Raw genomic sequence first — 17,225 nt, 5'->3', positions numbered from 1 at the left:
AACAGGCGGTGACCCTTTGAAAAGCCGGTGTCGTTGTCAGTGCCGCGTGGCAGGCTTCCCGGTATGACGGCGTGGACCCTCAACGACATCGAACGTGCGATCCGCTCCTCCTGGGGTGTCGACACCTGCGCGCCCGAGGACCAGGCCCGCTGGCGTCCCGACAATCCCGCCCGCGGCCAGTGCGGTGTGACGGCCATGGTGGTGCACGACCTGCTCGGCGGCGAGCTGATGATGGGCGAGGTGCACGTCGACGGGGTCCGGACGGACCTCCACTGGTGGAACCGCTTCGCCACCGGCTTCGAGATCGACCTCACCCGGGAGCAGTTCGGCCCGGGCGAGTTGGTCGGCCCCGGCCGTCCGGTCGCCCGCCCGGCCCGCCCCGGTCGGCTCCAGGCCCAGTACGAGCTGCTGCGCCACCGCGTGGTCACCGAGCTGGAGCGCGGCGCCTCCGCCGGCCGTCTCCGCCGCCCGGCCCGGGTCGCGTAGCCGCCCGGCCGGCGCGGCGTCCCCGGCCCGGACGTCCCCGGCCCACCGAACTCCCCTGACGTACAGTCGCTTCCGGACGGACCGAGGTACGGGTGACGGCGGCGAACGGAGTGCGCGGATGAGCGGGGCGACGGTCGGTTTCGTGGGGCTGGGCGCGATGGGGCAGGGCATGGCCGGCAGCCTGCTGCGCGCCGGTCACGCCGTACGGGTGTGGAACCGCTCGCCCGAGCCGGTGGCCGCCCTGGTGGCCCAGGGCGCCGAGGCGGCCGGCTCGCTCGCCGAGGTGTTCGCCGCCGACACGGTGGTCTCGATGCTGGCCAACGACCAGGCGGTCGAAGGGCTGCTGCTCGACCCCGGGCTGCTGGCGGGCGCGAAGGCGACCCTGCACGTCAACATGGCCACCGTCTCGCTCGCCCTGGCCGAGCGGGCCGAGGCACTGCACGCCGAGCACGGCATCGGCTACGTCGCCGCGCCCGTCCTCGGCCGCCCGCCGGTCGCGGCGGCGGGGAAGCTCAACATCCTGGTCGCGGGCGCACCCGAACTGCTGGACCGGGCCGAGCCCCTGTTCGCCGCGATGGGCGAGCGCAGCTGGCACTTCGGCGACCGCCCGGCGCAGGCCAACACGGCCAAGATCAGCACCAACTTCCTGCTGGCCTGCGCGATCGAGTCGATGGCCGAGGCGTGCAGCCTGGCCGAGGCCCACGGGGTCCGGCCCACCGACCTGGTCGAGATGCTCAGCGGCACGCTCTTCCCCGGGCCGGTCTACTCCGGATACGGCTCGATGGTGGCCGAACGCCGCTACGAGCCGGCCGGGTTCCGGCTGCCGCTCGGGCTCAAGGACGTCGGCCTGGCCCTGGAGGCCGGGGCGGCGAAGCACGTCCCGCTGCCCTTCGGTGGCATCCTGCGGGACGCCTTCCTGGACGCGCTGGCGCACGGCGACGGCGAGAAGGACTGGGCGGCCGTCGCCGAGGTCGCCCGCCGCCGGGCCGGGCTGCCGGACTGACCGACCGCCGCCCCCGCCTCGACTCCCGCCCGTCCCCGCTTCCGCTCCCGCCCCGGAGTCGGAGCCGGGACGAGCGGGGCGGGCGGTGGAATACCCGGCGGTCCGCCGGTGCTCGTTCGGGTGTCCACAGCACCTGATCAGGGGGAGTACCGATGACCGACCAGCCGTCCGGCGCCGGGGCGCCGCGCCGTTTCCTGTTCCTGGACGCGAGCTCGCGCGTCGACGGCAACACCGCACAACTCGCCCGGCTGGCCGCCGAGTCGAGCCTGCCCGAGGGCGCCGAGCAGCAGTGGCTGCGGCTCGACGACCACCCGCTGCCGCCCTTCCAGGACCTGCGGCACACCGGTGACGGCCGCTACCCGGAGCCGGTCGGGCACGAACGGACGCTGCTGGAGGCCACCTTGGCGGCCACCGACCTGGTCCTCGTTTCACCGCTGTACTGGTACACGATGCCGACCAGCGCCAAGCTCTACCTCGACTACTGGTCGGCCTGGTTCCGGGTGCCCGGGGTGGACTTCCGGGACGGGATGCGCGGGGGCACGCTGTGGGACGTCACCGTGCTGGCCGGCACCGAGGAGCACGTCCAGCCGCTGATCGGCACCCTCAAGCTGACCGCCGAGTACATGGGGATGCGCTGGGGCGGCGCGCTGATCGGCAACGGCACCCGCCCGGGGGACGTCCTGCGCGACGAGCGGGCGCTGATCGCGGCCAAGTCCTTCTTCGCGGGCTGACCCGATCGACGACGGCCGGGGTCGGCCACCTGACGCCACCTGACGTCGCCCGACGCGACCCGACCCCGACCGCCGCTACGGGCCCCGCCGCCAAGAGTCCCGCCCCGGCCCCCGCCACGGACCGATGCATTCGCGCCACCCGGGTCCGTGCGCTACCGTCCTCCCGGGCGTGTACCCGTCACTTTGCGGCCGCCCTTTGCCGGAGTGCAAAAGCCCTACCGGCGGACGGAGTTGGGCGATTCGGACGCCCCGGGCCCGGCCGTACGACGGAACCGGGCACCCGCCTTCCGAAGTGGCCGAATCGTTCGGTACTCTCCGTCGGACTTTCAGCTTCGCGGGGGAGTAGCGGCGTCTGTGGCCGCCCCCTCGCGCCCGGGCCTCGCCCGGACACTTCCGTGAGGTCTCCTTGTCCATACGTCGCAGTCTTGCCCTGGCCGGCGTCGCCGCGCTCACGTCCTCGCTGGTGCTCACCGGCGCCCAGGGCGCCATGGCCGTCGGCTCCACCGGCACCCCGTCCGCCGCCGCTCAGGCCGCGCAGGCGAAGCACCAGAACCTCGACCTCTCGGTGCGGGGAGTCCCGGACACCTTCGTCGCCGGCGGTGACGCCCGCGTCTTCTCCTACCGGATCCAGAACTCGACGAAGAACGACTTCGTCGCCTTCCCGCTCCTCAAGTTCAAGAACAAGGCCGGCACGCTCAAGGCCAAGGACCTCAAGGTCGAGTACCAGCTGCCCGGCAGCGGCACCTGGCGGACCGGCTCGATCGCGCCCGGCGGCGGTGACGGCGACGACAGCGCGGTGCTGATCCTGCTCGGCGGCGTGAACGACGGCGGTCCCGCCGACGACGCGCTGCTCTACCTCGCCCAGGGCAAGCGGATCGACATCGACGTCCGGGTCTCCTTCACCAAGGACACCCCGCTGGGCAAGGCCGGCGTCGTCCCGGTGGTCTTCTCGGCCAACGCCGACGACGAGTCCGACAACGGCCACTTCAGCTGCGAGGGGATCAAGGGCGCCGGCTTCACCATCAAGGCCGGTGGCGGTGGCAAGCCCACCCCGACCCCCACCCCCACCAAGACCGGCAAGCCGACCCCGAGCACCAGCGCGTCGCCCTCGGCCACGACGACGGGGACCCCCACCACGGCCCCGACCACCCCGGCGCCGACCACTCCGGCGCCGACCACCCCGGCGCCGACCACCTCGGCCCCGACCACCCCCGCGCCGACCACCCCGGCCACCGGCACCGCCTCGCCGTCGGCCTCGCCGACCGACTCCGGCGCGACCACCACCCCGGCCCCGACCGCCGGCAGCACCGACGTGCAGCAGCCGATCGACTTCCCGGTGGACGTCCCGAAGGTCACCCCGCCGAAGATCACCCCGGCCGTCGTCACCAAGGCCAAGACGGCCGCCGCCGACGCGGACAAGACCCTCGCCACCACCGGTGGCGGTGACAACACCACCATGATCGCGGCCGCCGGTGGCGCCGTCCTGGTCGCCGGTGTCGGCACCCTCGTCGTGCTCCGCCGCCGCAAGGCCGGCCAGCAGGGCTGATCCGGGCCCGCCCCGGGCCCGACCCGGAGGGCTCCGCTGAGGGAGCCCACTGCCGCCCGACCGCCGGCGGGGACGGACCTCCGTCCCCGCCGGCGCGGCGCCGCCGCTCCCCAATGGGCGGCGGCGCCGGGCGGAACGGGCTGTTCTCCTCCGTCACATAGGATGTCCGGCCGGAGGGGGCGGAACGGCGGGGAGAGGTACAGGTGCGGGGAGATCGCACGGCACGGGCCACCACCGACTACGAAGCCACGACCGGTCGGATCGCGGGTCTACCGCTCCGCCGGCACCACGTGCTGCTGACGGCGTGGACGGTGCTCTGGTTCTTCCTGGTGGAGCCCAGCGGCGGCTTCTCCTGGCACTACCTGCGCCAGGGCGAACAACTGCTGTTCAGCAGCCAGCCCGACGGCGGCCTCTCGCTCTACGCCCACCACCCCGAGCTGCAGATCGGCCCGGTCAGCCTGGCCGCCGCCCGGCTCACCGCCCCGTTCTCGCCGCACGCCGGCCAGCTGATCGCCGAGGCGGCGAGCGCCGGGCTCGGCCTGGTGATGCTGGTGCTGGTCGGCCGCACCGCCGCCCTGTACTACCTCGGCACCGGTACCAACCACCGTCGGCTCCAGCAGCGGCTGCTGATCGCCGGGCTGGCGTTCATCCCGATGTGGGTCGAGGTCTCGGTCCGCTTCGCGCACCTGGACGACGTCCTCGCGCTGTTCTTCACCACCCTCGCCGCGCACGCCCTGGCCCGCGGCAAGTCCGTCCAGACCGGGGTCTTCCTGGCCCTGGCGGTCGATTCCAAACCCTGGGCGATCGCCTTCGCCCCGCTGATCCTGGCCCTGCCCCGGCCCGCCTGGCTGCGCACCGCGCTCTGGTTCTGCCTGCTGGTCGCGATCGCCTGGCTGCCGTTCTACCTGGGCAACCTGGACACCCTGGCGGCGGCCAAGTTCACCATCCCGAACCAGCCCGCCTCCGCGCTGCGCTGGTTCGGGGTCACCGACCCGGCCACCCCCTGGTGGGACCGCCCGACCCAGTTCGCGCTCGGCATCGGCCTCGGCTGCGTGGCCGTCTGGCGGGGGCGCTGGCCGGCCGTGGTGCTGCTCGGGGCGGACGCCCGCATCCTGCTCGACCCGAGCGTCTACACGTACTACACGGCCTCGATCCTGCTCGGCACCCTGCTCTGGGACGCGGTCGGGCAGAAGCGGCTGGTCCCGTGGTGGAGCTGGATCGCGCTGGCCGCGCTGTACGGCGGCACACTGTTCCTGCCGTCCGACGCGGCCCGCGGCTTCGTCCGGCTCGCCTTCGTGGTGGTCTCCGCCGCGTACGTGCTGTTCTGGCCCACCCAGCAGTCCCGCCGGCCCCGGCCGCCGGCGCAGGACGGCGGGGAGGGCCGCCGGCGCGCCGCCCGGCGGCGCGAGCGGGAGCTGGTCGACGCCTGAGGCCTCCCGGGAAACACGGCTTGACCCTCACGCGACGTGAGAGCGGAGGGTGGTGGTCACCACCAGGGAGGAGCTCCGGATGAACGGGGACGCGGGTTACCCGGTCGGCGCCGTGGCGAAGATCGCCAAGGTGACCGTCCGCACCCTGCACCACTACGACGAGATCGGACTGCTGTCCCCCGCGGGACGCACCCGGGCCGGCTACCGCCGGTACGTGGACGCCGACCTCGACCGGTTGCAGCAGATCCTGTTCTACCGCGAGCTCGGATTCGCCCTGGAGGAGATCGCGGCGATCCTGGACGACGACTCGGTCAGCCCGACCGAGCACCTCCGGCGTCAGCACCGACTGCTGACCGACCGGATCAGTCACCTCCAGGAACTCGCCTCAGCCGTCGAACACGCCATGGAGGCACGCAGGATGGGCATTCAGCTGACCCCGGAGGAGAAGTTCGAGATCTTCGGCGAGGGCTACCAGGAGGAGTGGGAGCAGGAGGCCGAGCAGCGCTGGGGGAACACCGAGGCCTGGGCCGAGTCCCAGCGCCGCACCGGCGGCTACACCAAGGCCGACTGGCAGCGGATCCAGGAGGAGACGAGCGGGCTCAACGCCCGCCTGGCCGCGGCCGTCACCGCCGGCGAGCCCGCCGACGGCACCGCGGCCATGGACCTCGCCGAGGAGCACCGGCAGCACATCTGCCGGAACTTCTACGACTGCACGTTCACCATCCACCGCGGCCTCGCCTGCCTGTACGTCGAGGACCAGCGCTGGACCACCACCTACGAGGAGCTGGCCCCCGGCCTGGCGCAGTGGCTGCACGACGCCATCGTCGCCAACGCCGACCGGCACGAGAAGGCGTAGCGGTACGGGGGGCGCGCAGCGGCGCGGGGGTTCGCTGCGTGCCCCCGCTAGGCGACCCCGCGTCCGAAGGAGCGCCGGTAGGCGGTCGGTGAGGTGCGCATCACCCGGCCGAAGTGGTGGCGGAAGGTCGCGGTGCTCTCGAAGCCGACCGCCGCGGCGACCTCCTCCACCGTGCCCTCCGGCGACTCCAGCAGCGTCAGACTGGCCGCGATGCGCTGGGTGACGACCCAGCGCATCGGGCTGGTGCCGTTGCGGGCGGTGAAGTGCCGCAGGTACGAGCGGTCCGACATCCGGGCGGCCCGGGCCAGCACCGAGACGGTGAGCGGCTCGGCCAGGTGGTCCAGCGCCCACTGCATGCTGCGGGCGATCCCGTCCTCGTCCTCCTCGACCGGACGGACCGCGGCCTCGATGAACTGCGCCTGCCCGCCGTCCCGGTGCGGCGCCACCACGAAGCGGCGGGCCACGTTGTTGGCCACCTTGGCGCCGTGGTCCCGGCGCACCAGGTGCAGGCACAGGTCGATCCCGGCGGCGCTGCCCGCGCTGGTCAACACGTCGCCGTGGTCGACGTACAGCACGTCCGGGTTGACCCGCACCCGCGGGTACCGCTGCTGGAGCAGGTCGGCGTACCGCCAGTGGGTGGTCGCCTCCTTGCCGTCCAGCAGTCCGGCGGCGGCCAGCGCGAAGGCGCCCGAGCAGATCGAGACGATCCGGGCGCCGCGTTCGTGCGCCGTCCGCAGCGCCTCGACCAGGCCGGGGGAGACCTCGCCGCCGAAGGCGTTGCGTACGCCGGGGACGATGACGGTGTCGGCCGCGGCGAGTTCGTCCAGGCCGTGCCGGGCGGTCAGCGCGAAGCCGCCCACCGCGTCCAGGGGCGTACCCGGGCGGTCCGCGCACACCTTGAGTCCGTACCAGGGCGCGGCCAGCAGCCCGCCCAGCTCGGGCCGGGCCAGCCCGAACACCTCCACCACCACGCCGAGTTCGAACGGTGCCATGCCCTCGAAGGCGTACACCGCGAGGTCGTGCACGGGCTCCGGGCGGCGGCCGATGGCGACGGCCACCGGCCGCGGCCGGGCGGGCCGGTCCGCGGCGAACTCCTCGGCGACATCCGCGACGACATCCGCGACGACATCCTCGGCAACCTGCTGGGCGACCTGCTCGGCGACCTGTCCGGCGATCTGCTCGGCCATGCGAACCCCCTGCTCACGGGTGGCGGAACTGCCGGTGAGTGTAGTCGTCGCGGCCCTCCGGGAACTTCCCGCGAATCCCCCTGCAACCTCCACCCGTGCCACACGTCCATCAATACGGGGGCGGAGGGATCCGGGCGGAACACGGCTGCGAGGATCTCCCCGATCACGATCTTCATCAGGTGCCTGACGGTCGGGCGAGCACGCCGCCACACCGTCCTGGGGGAAAGCAGAACCGCACATGTCCATGGCCATCGGCCCGTCCGCCGCGCCGCGGTGGGGGCGCGGCTTCTCCGTCCGTGGAATCTGTGGAACCCGTGGAACCCGCGGAGCACGTGGAGTCCGGGGAGTCCGCGGAGCGGTCGTCGCGTTGTTCGGTGCGCAGGAGGCCGGCGCGCCGACCTCCACGCCCGCCGCGGAGCAGATGCCGGCGCAGCGCCGCGCCGGCTTCCGGCTGGTGCGCGGCGGACGCGGGCCTGCGGCGGACCGGCCCACGCTGACCGACCTGTACCACGCCCACCGGCTGGGCCTGGTCCGGATGGCGGTCCTGCTGGTCGACCACCAGGACCTGGCCGAGGACGTCGTGCAGGAGGCCTTCACCCAGCTCTACCAGCGGCACGGCGAGCACCTGGACGACCTCGACAACGCGCTCGGATACCTGCGGACCTCGGTGGTCAACGGCGCCCGCTCGATGCTGCGCCGCCGCAGGACCGCCCGGGAGTACGTGCCCCCGCACGAGGCCGACGCCCCCTCCGCCGAGGACCACGCGGTGCTCAACGACGAGCACCGACGGGTGCTCGTCGCCCTGCAGGAGTTGACCCCCCGCCAGCGTGAGGTGCTGGTGCTGCGCTACTGGTCCGACATGTCGGAGGCCCAGATAGCCGAGACCCTGGGGCTCTCCCGGGGCGCCGTGAAGTCCACTGCCAGCCGGGGCCTGGACGCCCTGGAGAAGCACCTGGAGAAGGTTCGATGACCGACAAGTTCTCCCGCCCGAGCGGCGGTGACGACGGCGGGCCGGCCGAGACCGCTACCGAACGGCTGCTCCGCGAGGCGATGGGCGCCCGTGCGTCCCTGATCACCGTCCACGACCTGCGCCCGGCCGCACCTCCGCGGGGCCGGGTCCGCAGGCTCCGCCCGGTGTACCTGACCGCCGTGCCGATCCTCGCCCTGGCCGCCTCCCTGGGGATCGGCCTGCTCGCCTTCCACGGCGACCCGGTCGCCAAGCAGGACGTCCCCCCGCCCCCGGCCGCGAGCATCACCTCGTCCCCGACCCCCAAGCCGGACGCGACCCCCACCCCGGACGCGTCGCCCACCCCCGACGGGACCGCCACCACGACCGGCGGTCCCGCCACGGACCGGCCGCTCGCCGACGCCGTCCCGTCCTCCTCCGGCTCGGGCGTGCCGACCGGGCCGGGTACGCCGTACACCTTCCGCGGCGTCAGGTTGAAGGTGCCGGCCGGCTGGAAGGCGGTGCCGCTCTCGGACCGGGCGCTCTGCCTGCTGAGCCCGGGCGCGCCGACCGATCCGCAACGGAACTGGTCGTCGGCCGTGTGCGCGCCGTACGGCGTCCAGGTCACGGTCTACAGCTCGGCGGGCGAACTCGAGGGCGGTGCCTGGCCGACGACCGCCGACCTGGACGCCCCGGCCGGCTGGGCGCACCAGGGCAGTTGCCCGGTCTGGGGCAACCCGCACCCGCCGGCGGCGGGGGAGATGAACAGCTCCGGTCCGACGAAGAGCACGGTCACCGTTGCGGGGAGTCCCGCGCTCAGGTCGCAGTGGCAGGTCACCTGCGGCAGCGACTCCTTCACGACCCAGCTGTGGGCCCTGCCCAAGGACCAGGTCTTCGTCTCGGCGCAGGGGCTCAAGTCCGACTACCAGCCCGGGCTGGCGTCCATCGTCAACAGCCTGGGCCCGAGCGGCCACCAGGCCCCGGTGGCGGCGGGGCCCGGCCCGAACGACCTCGCGGTCAGCATCGACGGGCTCGGCTCCGGCCAGCAGTTGCGGATCGGCAGCGCGGTCGCCACCTTCTCGGTGACCTTCCGGAACACCGGGCAGGGCACCTACGACCAGGTCCAGCCGCTGGTCTTCACGGACCGCTACGGGGGCACGCCGACCACGGCCGGCCAGCTGCTGCCCAACGACGGCAAGCTGGAGGTGCAGACGGACGGCGGCTGGTCGGCCCGGGCGATGTCCCGGGGGAGCGACATGTCCTACGCGGTGGCGCAGGACCAGGACGTCTTCTCGCTGGGCCCTGGGCAGAGCAAGCGGCTGACCTACCGGCTGACGATCGGGCCCAAGGACGGCACCGGGGACATGCCGCTGAGGGCGCAGGCCCTGCTGCCGTACCGCGGCAGCGGCGACCAGACCGTGCTCGGACACCAGGACATCGCGCTCAGGATCGTCCAGTAGCGGTAGCAGTAGCAGGAGCACGGAGGGCCCGGCCTCCCCGTGGCGGGGAGACCGGGCCCTCCGGTGTGCGCGTGCCCGTGCCCGTGCTCGGGCCCGGGGCTCAGGCTCAGGCCAGCGAGGCCATCCAGGCCTCGACCTCGTCGCTGCGGCGCGGCAGCCCGGCCGAGAGGTTCTCGTTGCCCTCGGCGGTGACCAGGATGTCGTCCTCGATCCGGACGCCGATGCCGCGGTACTCCTCGGGCACGGTCAGGTCGTCCTGCTGGAAGTACAGGCCGGGCTCGACGGTGAGCACCATGCCGGGCACCAGCAGGGCGTCGACGTGCTCCTCGCGCCGCGAGTGGGCGCAGTCGTGGACGTCCAGACCGAGCATGTGGCCGGTGCCGTGCAGGGTCCAGCGGCGCTGCAGGCCGAGCTCCAGGACCTTCTCGACGTCGTACACCGAGGCGTCCAGCAGGCCCCAGGCGAGCAGCCGCTCGGCGAGGACGCGCTGCGAGGCCTCGTGGAAGTCGCGGAAGCGGGCGCCCGGCCTGACCGCGGCGATGCCGGCCTCCTGGGCGTCGTACACCGCGTCGTAGATCTTCCGCTGCAGCTCGGTGAAGGAGCCGTTGATCGGCAGGGTGCGGGTGACGTCGGCGGTGTAGAGGGTGTGGGTCTCCACGCCGGCGTCCAGCAGCAGCAGCTCGCCGGGGCGGACGTCACCGTCGTTGCGGACCCAGTGCAGGGTGGTGGCGTGCGGGCCGGCCGCGGCGATGGTGCCGTAGCCGACGTCGTTGCCCTCGACCCGGGCGCGGCGCCAGAAGGTGCCCTCGATCCAGCGCTCGGAGGTGGCGACGGCCTGCCCGAGCTCGCGCACCACGTCGGTGAAGCCGTTGACGGTGGCGTCGCAGGCGGCGCGCAGCTCGCCGATCTCCCACTCGTCCTTGACCAGCCGCAGGCCGCTCAGGAACTCCTTGAACTCGGCGTCCTTGTCGGCGTCCAGCACCTCGGCGAGCGCGGCCTCCAGGCCGGCGTCGTAGCCGCGGACGATCCGGGTCGGCACGGTGGAGTCCTTGGCGCGCTCGGCCAGCTCCTCGGCGGCCTTGCGGACGTCGCGGGCGGGCAGGCCGAGCAGCTGCTCCTGCTCGGCCAGGCTGTGCCGGCGGCCGACCCACAGCTCGCCGTAGCCGTCCAGCCAGAACTCGCCGTTCTCGCGGTCCGAGCGGGGCAGCAGGTAGAGGGTGAACTCGTGGCCGGTGTCGCCGGTCGGCTCGCCGACCAGCACCGCGTCCTCGGTCCGGTCGCCGGTGAGGTGCACGTACTCGCTGGCGGCGCGGAAGTTGTAGTCGGTGTCGTTGGAGCGCACCCGCAGGTTGCCGGCCGGGACGACCAGGCGGACGCCCGGGTGGGCGGCGGACAGCGCGGCGCGGCGCGCGGCGGCGTACGGGGCCTGGGCGACCGGGGTGAGGCCGTGCAGCTCGGTGTCGGCCCAGCCGGTCCTCATCGAGGCGGACAGCTCGTCCGAGATCTCGCCGTAGAGGCCGTTCTTGCGGCCCTTGAACTGCGGCGGCTCCTCGCCGCCCTCGGCCTCGGGGTTCTCGGCCACTGCGGGGGTCCGGTCCTCGGTCACGTGCAACGCCTCCTTGGGGGTGGTACCGCCGCCCTCGGGGGAGGTGTCGGGTCGCGACACGCGCGGGCGGCCGTGCGTCCATGGTACGGACGCCCGGCCGCTCGCCGGTCCGGGGTTCGTACGCCTACTCGAAGCGCGCGGCCAGCAGCATCAGGTCGTCGGTGGCCGGGGCGGCGTCCGGGGCGGGGCAGACGGCCAGCAGGTGGGCGCAGAGCCGGTCCGGGTCGATCCGCACGTCGCGCGGGGCGTCGGCGGCGGCCCGGCGCAGGTTGGCCTGTCCGGCGTGCAGGGTCGGGCCGCAGCGGCGGGCCAGGCCCTCGGTGTAGAGCAGCAGGGTGTCGCCGCGCCCGGCGGTGAACTCGACCCCGGGGGCCTCCCAGCAGGCCAGCATGCCGAGCGGGGCGGAGAGCGAGGTCTCCACGAACTCGGCGCCGTGCCGGCCGACCAGGACGGGCGGGCAGTGCCCGGCCCCGGCCAGGGTGATCCGGCGCTCCTCGGGTTCGATCCAGGCGTAGACGGCGGTGGCGGTGCGGGTCGGCTCGGTGGTCTTGAGCAGCAGTTCCAGGTCGCCGAGGACGGAGACCGGGTCCTCGCCCTCCAGCACCGCGTACGCCCGCAGCGCGGCGCGGATCCGGCCCATCGCGGCGGCCGCGCCGGGGGCGGAGCCGGGGCCCGCGCCGGGGCCGTCGCCGGAGACCGAGCCGACGGTGAGGCCGACGGTGCCGTCCGGCAGCGGGATGGCGTCGTACCAGTCGCTGCCGCTGGAGCGGTCCAGGCCGGCCGGGGCGATCCGGGCGGCCAGCCGCAGCCCGGGGGTCTGCGGGAGGTGGTCCGGCAGCAGGCCGCGGCGCAGCGCCTCGGTGGTGCGCAGGGTGCGGTCCGCCTCCAGCTGCTTGGCGAGCAGCGGGGCGGCGATCTCGCAGTAGTGGCGGGCGAGTTCGCGCTGGCAGTCGGTGGGCTGGGCGGGTCGGTCGTAGAACCAGACGGCGGCGGCGAGCGGGCCGTCCTCGGCGGTGGCGAGCGGGAGGCCGTAGGCGCCGCCGAGGCCGAGGTGGACGGCGAGTTCGCGCAGCCGGGCGCCGACGGCCGGGTCGTCGGCGAGGTCGGCGGAGTGCAGCTGTTCGGGCCGGTCGTGCTCGCTCAGCAGCCGGGCGAGCAGGCTCTGTTCGGTCGGGACGGTCTCCAGGGCGCCGAGGCTGGCCCGGTCCAGGCCGAGGCCGACGGGCTGGCCGGTGCCGCCACCCGGCAGCAGGGTGACCAGGACGCCGCGGCCGGCGCCGAGCAGCGCGGCGCCGGAGGCGAGCACGGCGTCCAGGGTGGCGGTGGTGCCGCGGGCGCGGGCGAGCCGCTCGGTGTGCTCGTACAGGCTGGTGATTTCGGACAGGCGTCCGGCCAAACGGTCCTGCACGGTGGTGGACGGTGCCGTAGGGCCGTCGGTGCCGCCGTCCGGCGCGTCGGCGGGGCCGGGCAGGTCCGGCGGCGGGTCGAGGACGGTGAGCCCGCCCGCACAGCCGGTCTCACCCGGCTCTGCGGGCGGGGTCGACGGCTGGGCGGCCGACGCGTGGGACTTGGTCATGCCGCCACTCCTGACGCGGTGCTACGTGCCATGCGAAACCCCCAGGTACGGCCGATGTGGAGCGAGCACGGCCAAAGGACGCGTTTCGCCTCGATTCGCTACTACTCGTCATTGATCGACAGCAATGCCACCACTTCTACACAGGCCATTCGGGGCATGTCCAGATCCAGGACGACGCGGTGGCCGGTTCCACGTCCGCGGGACCCGGCCGGAGGGCGCGCACCGGGTGCGGCGCGCCGGTCGGAGCCGGAGGCATGGAGCGAGCCGGGAGCGGGCAGAACGGAGGGGACGGACCGGGTGGCCGTCCGGATCGTATGTCCGCGCCGCCCGCGATCCGGGCTGGCCGGAAGTCTCTCACTCGTACGGTGGAACCAAGCGCGCCCGGGCGGCGTCCATCCGGTCGCATACGGGATTCTCGTTCCAGGGGCTGTTCCAGTGCGCGGCCCTTCTCATGTCGTGCTCCACACCGTGCTCCACGTCGTAGCCGCGCCGTCCGCCGTGCCGCCCGCCCCGCTCCGCGCCTTTCCGGGGCCGTGCCGCCGCGGGCCCGTGCGGCGGGTCCCGACGGATGTCGGTGGGGCGGAGCGAACCGAGCGGTCAGGGAAAGGAACGAGCGCCATGCGTGAGAACCGGAAGAGCCCGAGGAGCCGGTCGCAGGAGCCCCGGGAGCGGCAGGAACCGCAGGAGTCGCAGGAGTCGTCCGCCCGGCTGGCCGCGGCGCTCACGGCCGCCGTCGAACACCGCTGGCCGGTGGTGCCCGGCACCGTGCTGTGCGGCGGCCGCTGTTCCTGCGGGGAGCCGGACTGCCCGGCGCCCGGCGCCCATCCGCACGACCCGTCCCTGCTGGCCGCCACCACGGATCCCCGGATGGTGCGCTGGTGGTGGGAGCGGCAGAACCCGGACGCGCCGGTGCTGGCCGCCACCGGCTCCGCGGTCTCGGCGGTCAGCCTGCCCGCGGCGGCCGGTGCCAGGGCGCTGGTCTACCTGGGCGCGCTGCGGCTGCCGCTCGGCCCGGTGCTCGCGATGCCGGGCCGCTACGCCCTGCTGGTGGCCCCGTACTCGCTCGACGCCCTGGGTGAGATGCTCGCCCAACTCCCTCTGGTGCCCGGCTCGTTGCGCTACCACGGGCCGGGCGGCTTCCTGCCGCTGCCGCCCGGCGGCGGGGCCGGGAGGGTGCGCTGGGTGCTGGCGCCGCGGCCGGCCGCGGACGGCGGGGTCCGGTTGCCGCAGGTCGGGCCGCTGCTGGGGGAGTTGGTGGAGGCGACGGTCCGGCTGGACAGCGGGCGCTCGACGTACTGACGGATCGCCGGGTCGGGCCGGACTCCGGGCCCGGTGGTGCGGGGCGTTCCGGAAAAACAAAAGATCCGGCCGCTGGCGACGGGGGATGCACCAGCGGCCGGACTCTTTAGACAGTAACAAGGATCCGCGCCCGCGCCAATTTCCAAGACGCCCTCCAGGCCCGGAAATTGCGGCTTCCCGGCGACAATGTGACGCGTATCACCCGGATCCTGCGCCCTTTAGTTCAAGGTGACCTGACGGTTCACCAGGTTTGCCCGGGCGCGCCGCTCCTCGGCGGTCAGCGGAGTCGGGTCGGCGAGGACGGCGGCGAGCCGCTCGCCGAACTCGGCGGCCGGCTTCTCGCAGTCGGTGGCGGTCATGGCGAGCGGGAGGTCCCACACCGGGACGGTCAGGCCGTGCGCGCGGAACGAGCCCACCAGGCGGGTGTCCGCGCCGAGCGAGGCCTCACCGGCGGCGTTCAGCCGGGCCAGGGCGTCCAGCAGCTGCTCCTCGGGCACGGTCATCACCCAGCGCAGGTGGTTCTTGTCCGGGGTGCCGCACCAGTAGGCGGCGTCGACGCTCGCGAGCTTCTCGGTCGGGATGGCGGAGGCGTTGGCGCGCTCCAGCGAGGCGGCGACCTCGCCGGTGGCGGTCTCGGCGTCCTCCAGCCAGAACTCGAAGCCGGTGTGCACGGTGGGCGTGAACGCGGCGGAGGTGTCCAGCAGGTCCTGGAGGCGGCGGCCGCCCGGGACGGTCCGGCGGGCCGGGACGGGGCTGCCCGGCTCGGTGGCCAGGGCCAGCTCCAGGGCGTCCGCGAGGTCGCGGCTGAGGTCGCCCGAGGAGGACTGGGTCTGCAGGCCGAGCAGGATCGAGCCGTCGGGGCGGCGCAGGGCCGGCCAGGCCAGCGGCAGCACCGTCGCCAGGGTCACCGACGGGACGTCGCCGCCGGCGCTCGCGGTCACCCCGGCGGCCAGCGTCAGCGGCGCCGTGGCGGCGGGCACCAGCTCGCGCAGCGCCACCCAGTCGGCCTCGCCCGGCAGGCCCTCGAACGGACGGTGCACCAGCTCCTGCACGGCGTGCGAGGCCTCCCGGCCGTGGCACGCCTTGTAGCGGCGGCCCGAGCCGCAGGGGCAGTCCTCGCGGGCCCCGACCACGGGGATCTCGCCCGTGACGGCGGTGGTGGACTGGCGCTGCGGCGCCTTCTTGGCGGCCTTCTTGCCCATGCTGCGGCTCTCCCGGGGACGGTGGTCCTGTTTCACGGGAAGCCTACTGAGGTTCCCCCGGCGCGCGGGAACGCGCCGGGGCGGGCGCCGTACGCCCGGCTGCCGGTCGGACGGGCGTCCGGCTGCCGGTCGGGCGGGGGCCCAGGGTGCCGTTCTGGGCGACTACGCGCTGCGGGCGGTGCCGCCCCCGGTGCGCCGGGCGTGCCGGGCGCGGGCGGGCAGCGCCGCCCAGACCGTGACCTCGCCGGGCGCGTCCCGGACGCCCCAGTCGCTGGCCAGTTGGTCGACGATGGCCAGGCCGCGGCCGCCGCGCGAGGTCAGCGAGGGGCTGGCGGGCAGCGGCCGGGTGGCCGCGCCGCCGTCGGTGACCTCCAGGGTGAGCACGCCGTCGGCGTGCATCTGCCAGCGGACCAGCACGCCGCCGTCCGGCTCGGTCGCGCCGTCCTCGGGCTCCCGGCCGCCCGGCGCCGGGTGCGTCCCGGAGGGGACGCCGACCAGCACCTGGTCCACCACCTCGGCCCGGGCACCGCGGCCCAGGGCGGGCAGCGGGCCCAGCGGACGGGCGTATCGACAGGCGTTGCTCAACAGTTCGGAAAGGATCAGAACAGCATCATCGATGACCGGTTCCGGTATCTGCCGGTCACCCAGATCTCGACGCAGTCGGCGCCGTGCGACCCCGACACTCGCTGGGCCGTGCGGCACTGCCATGGTCGATGAAGTCGGCACTTCACGCGCCACCATCAACGCCACCCCCGGACCTCCTTCAGCGTATGCCGAGGGATGGATGCCCCTTGGTAATGCGTCGGAAACGACCGTCGGGGGATCCTGCGGGCCCATTTCGGGCGATGCGACTCAGGGTCGACAAGAGGTCATTCCGTGCTCACCCTCCGTCGCCCGTGCGCAAGAATTCCGGCAATAACGTGCACGGAAGGTTTGACTGCCGACCAGGGCGATCAGGTTCTCCCGGGACGGCCGGGCGCCCGGCCCCGGCTCAGCGGCCGAGCTGGGCCAACACCTCGGCGGGCCTGTTGGTGATGATCGCGGAGACCCCGAGCTCCAGGCAGAGCTCGACGTCGGCCGGCTCGTCCACCGTCCACACGTGCACCTCGTGCCCCAGCTCGCGCAGCCGGGGCACCAGCTGCGGCTTGGCCTTGACCAGTTCGATGCCCGGGCCGGCGATCCGGGCCCCGCCCGGCAGCGGCTGCCCGGGGCGGAGGCGGCCCAGCAGCGGCAGCATCCGTTCGATCAGGAACACCCGCCGGTAGTCGGGCGCGGCGGTGGCCACCCGGTTCAGCGCGATCGAGGAGAAGCTCATGATCCGGGCGGACGGGCGGTCGCCGTCCGGGGCGGTGCCGATCTTGTACCGCTCCAGGGTGCGCAGCAGCTCGGCCTCGACCCGGCCGCGGAACCGCACCGGGTGCTTGGTCTCGATCGCCAGGTCCACCGGGCGGCCGCAGTCCACCACCAGTTCGAGCAGCCGCTCCAGCCGCAGCACGCCGCGCAGCTCGGGGTCGGTGCTGGGCCGGCCGGTCTTCCATGCGCCAAAGTCGTACGCCTCCAGCTCGGCCAGCGTCATCGCGGAGACGGTGCCGCGGCCGTTCGAGACCCGGCCGATCCGGCGGTCGTGCACGCAGACCAGGTGGCCGTCGGCCGTCACCCGCACGTCGCACTCGACGGCGTCCGCGCCCTCGTCGAGCGCGCGCCGGTACGCCGCGAGGGTGTGCTCGGGCAGGGCGTGGGAGGAGCCGCGGTGGGCGATCACCTGGACGGAGGGCGTGGTGCGCGCCGCCGCCGAGGGCAGTTCTGGGCTGGTCACGGCCCCAACGATAGGGGGCGCGGGTGAACCAGGGGCGAAGCCGGTCCCAACCTGTGGGCCGGCTCCGCCTCCGGTGGGTCA

15 protein-coding genes are annotated in these 17,225 nt (G+C 74.2%); 9 read left to right on the top strand and 6 right to left on the bottom strand.

Translation table 11 applies throughout. The features are described 5' to 3' along the window. Positions 1–63 precede the first annotated feature (63 nt). The 6 genes from AB0F71_RS03385 to AB0F71_RS03360 all read left to right on the top strand — a co-directional run bounded on the left by AB0F71_RS03385 (position 64) and on the right by AB0F71_RS03360 (position 6,052). Positions 64–486, top strand: a complete 423-nt coding sequence (locus tag AB0F71_RS03385; protein ID WP_360227338.1) for a hypothetical protein — start codon at positions 64–66, stop codon at positions 484–486. Between the two features lie 55 nt (positions 487–541). Then, positions 542–1,489, top strand: coding sequence for an NAD(P)-dependent oxidoreductase (locus AB0F71_RS03380; protein WP_360227716.1), 948 nt, complete (start codon positions 542–544; stop codon positions 1,487–1,489). A gap of 152 nt (positions 1,490–1,641) precedes the next feature. Then, complete coding sequence (locus AB0F71_RS03375) at positions 1,642–2,220, top strand: NAD(P)H-dependent oxidoreductase (RefSeq protein ID WP_360227335.1); 579 nt, start codon at positions 1,642–1,644, stop codon at positions 2,218–2,220. A 406-nt stretch (positions 2,221–2,626) separates the two neighbouring features. Further along, entirely contained in the window at positions 2,627–3,766 is a 1,140-nt protein-coding gene (locus tag AB0F71_RS03370) for an LPXTG cell wall anchor domain-containing protein (protein WP_360227332.1), read from the top strand. Positions 3,767–3,969: 203 nt separating this feature from the next. Then, on the top strand, positions 3,970–5,196 hold the full coding sequence (locus AB0F71_RS03365; protein WP_360227329.1) for a hypothetical protein: 1,227 nt from the start codon (positions 3,970–3,972) through the stop codon (positions 5,194–5,196). A gap of 79 nt (positions 5,197–5,275) precedes the next feature. Next, positions 5,276–6,052 (top strand): MerR family transcriptional regulator, encoded by a 777-nt coding sequence (locus tag AB0F71_RS03360; RefSeq protein WP_360227326.1) that lies wholly within the window; start codon positions 5,276–5,278, stop codon positions 6,050–6,052. A 47-nt stretch (positions 6,053–6,099) separates the two neighbouring features. Here AB0F71_RS03360 and AB0F71_RS03355 read toward each other — a convergent pair whose 3' ends face one another. Continuing rightward, on the bottom strand, positions 6,100–7,239 hold the full coding sequence (locus tag AB0F71_RS03355) for a helix-turn-helix domain-containing protein (RefSeq protein WP_360227323.1): 1,140 nt from the start codon (positions 7,237–7,239) through the stop codon (positions 6,100–6,102). A gap of 367 nt (positions 7,240–7,606) precedes the next feature. On the opposite strand from AB0F71_RS03355, the gene AB0F71_RS03350 reads away from it, so the two are divergent. Both AB0F71_RS03350 and AB0F71_RS03345 read left to right on the top strand, forming a co-directional pair. Beyond that, complete coding sequence (locus tag AB0F71_RS03350; RefSeq protein WP_360227320.1) at positions 7,607–8,209, top strand: SigE family RNA polymerase sigma factor; 603 nt, start codon at positions 7,607–7,609, stop codon at positions 8,207–8,209. Beyond that, a complete protein-coding gene (locus AB0F71_RS03345) occupies positions 8,206–9,645 on the top strand; it encodes a hypothetical protein (RefSeq protein WP_360227317.1) in 1,440 nt (479 codons plus the stop codon). The genes AB0F71_RS03350 and AB0F71_RS03345 overlap by 4 nt, the downstream gene beginning before the upstream one ends. A gap of 106 nt (positions 9,646–9,751) precedes the next feature. Here AB0F71_RS03345 and AB0F71_RS03340 read toward each other — a convergent pair whose 3' ends face one another. Together AB0F71_RS03340 and AB0F71_RS03335 are read right to left on the bottom strand one after the other, a co-directional pair. Next, positions 9,752–11,251, bottom strand: coding sequence for an aminopeptidase P family protein (locus tag AB0F71_RS03340; protein WP_360227314.1), 1,500 nt, complete (start codon positions 11,249–11,251; stop codon positions 9,752–9,754). A 124-nt stretch (positions 11,252–11,375) separates the two neighbouring features. Continuing rightward, positions 11,376–12,827 (bottom strand): PP2C family protein-serine/threonine phosphatase, encoded by a 1,452-nt coding sequence (locus tag AB0F71_RS03335; protein WP_360227311.1) that lies wholly within the window; start codon positions 12,825–12,827, stop codon positions 11,376–11,378. A gap of 618 nt (positions 12,828–13,445) precedes the next feature. On the opposite strand from AB0F71_RS03335, the gene AB0F71_RS03330 reads away from it, so the two are divergent. Further along, positions 13,446–14,126, top strand: a complete 681-nt coding sequence (locus tag AB0F71_RS03330) for a bifunctional DNA primase/polymerase (protein WP_360227308.1) — start codon at positions 13,446–13,448, stop codon at positions 14,124–14,126. A 218-nt stretch (positions 14,127–14,344) separates the two neighbouring features. On the opposite strand, the gene AB0F71_RS03325 is transcribed toward AB0F71_RS03330, so the two are convergent. The 3 genes from AB0F71_RS03325 to AB0F71_RS03315 form a co-directional block, all read right to left on the bottom strand. Further along, positions 14,345–15,328, bottom strand: coding sequence for a DUF5926 family protein (locus AB0F71_RS03325; RefSeq protein ID WP_360227306.1), 984 nt, complete (start codon positions 15,326–15,328; stop codon positions 14,345–14,347). A gap of 162 nt (positions 15,329–15,490) precedes the next feature. Continuing rightward, complete coding sequence (locus tag AB0F71_RS03320; RefSeq protein ID WP_360227304.1) at positions 15,491–16,036, bottom strand: ATP-binding protein; 546 nt, start codon at positions 16,034–16,036, stop codon at positions 15,491–15,493. Positions 16,037–16,319: 283 nt separating this feature from the next. After that, positions 16,320–17,144 carry a glycerophosphodiester phosphodiesterase family protein gene (locus AB0F71_RS03315; RefSeq protein ID WP_360227301.1) on the bottom strand — a complete coding sequence of 275 codons (825 nt, stop codon included), beginning with the start codon at positions 17,142–17,144 and terminating at the stop codon, positions 16,320–16,322. Between the last annotated feature and the right edge of the window lie 81 nt (positions 17,145–17,225).

The organism is Kitasatospora sp. NPDC028055 (assembly GCF_040637885.1).
In the GTDB taxonomy this organism is placed as follows: Bacteria; Actinomycetota; Actinomycetes; order Streptomycetales; family Streptomycetaceae; genus Kitasatospora.
This window is presented reverse-complemented; position numbering and strand designations above follow the sequence as displayed.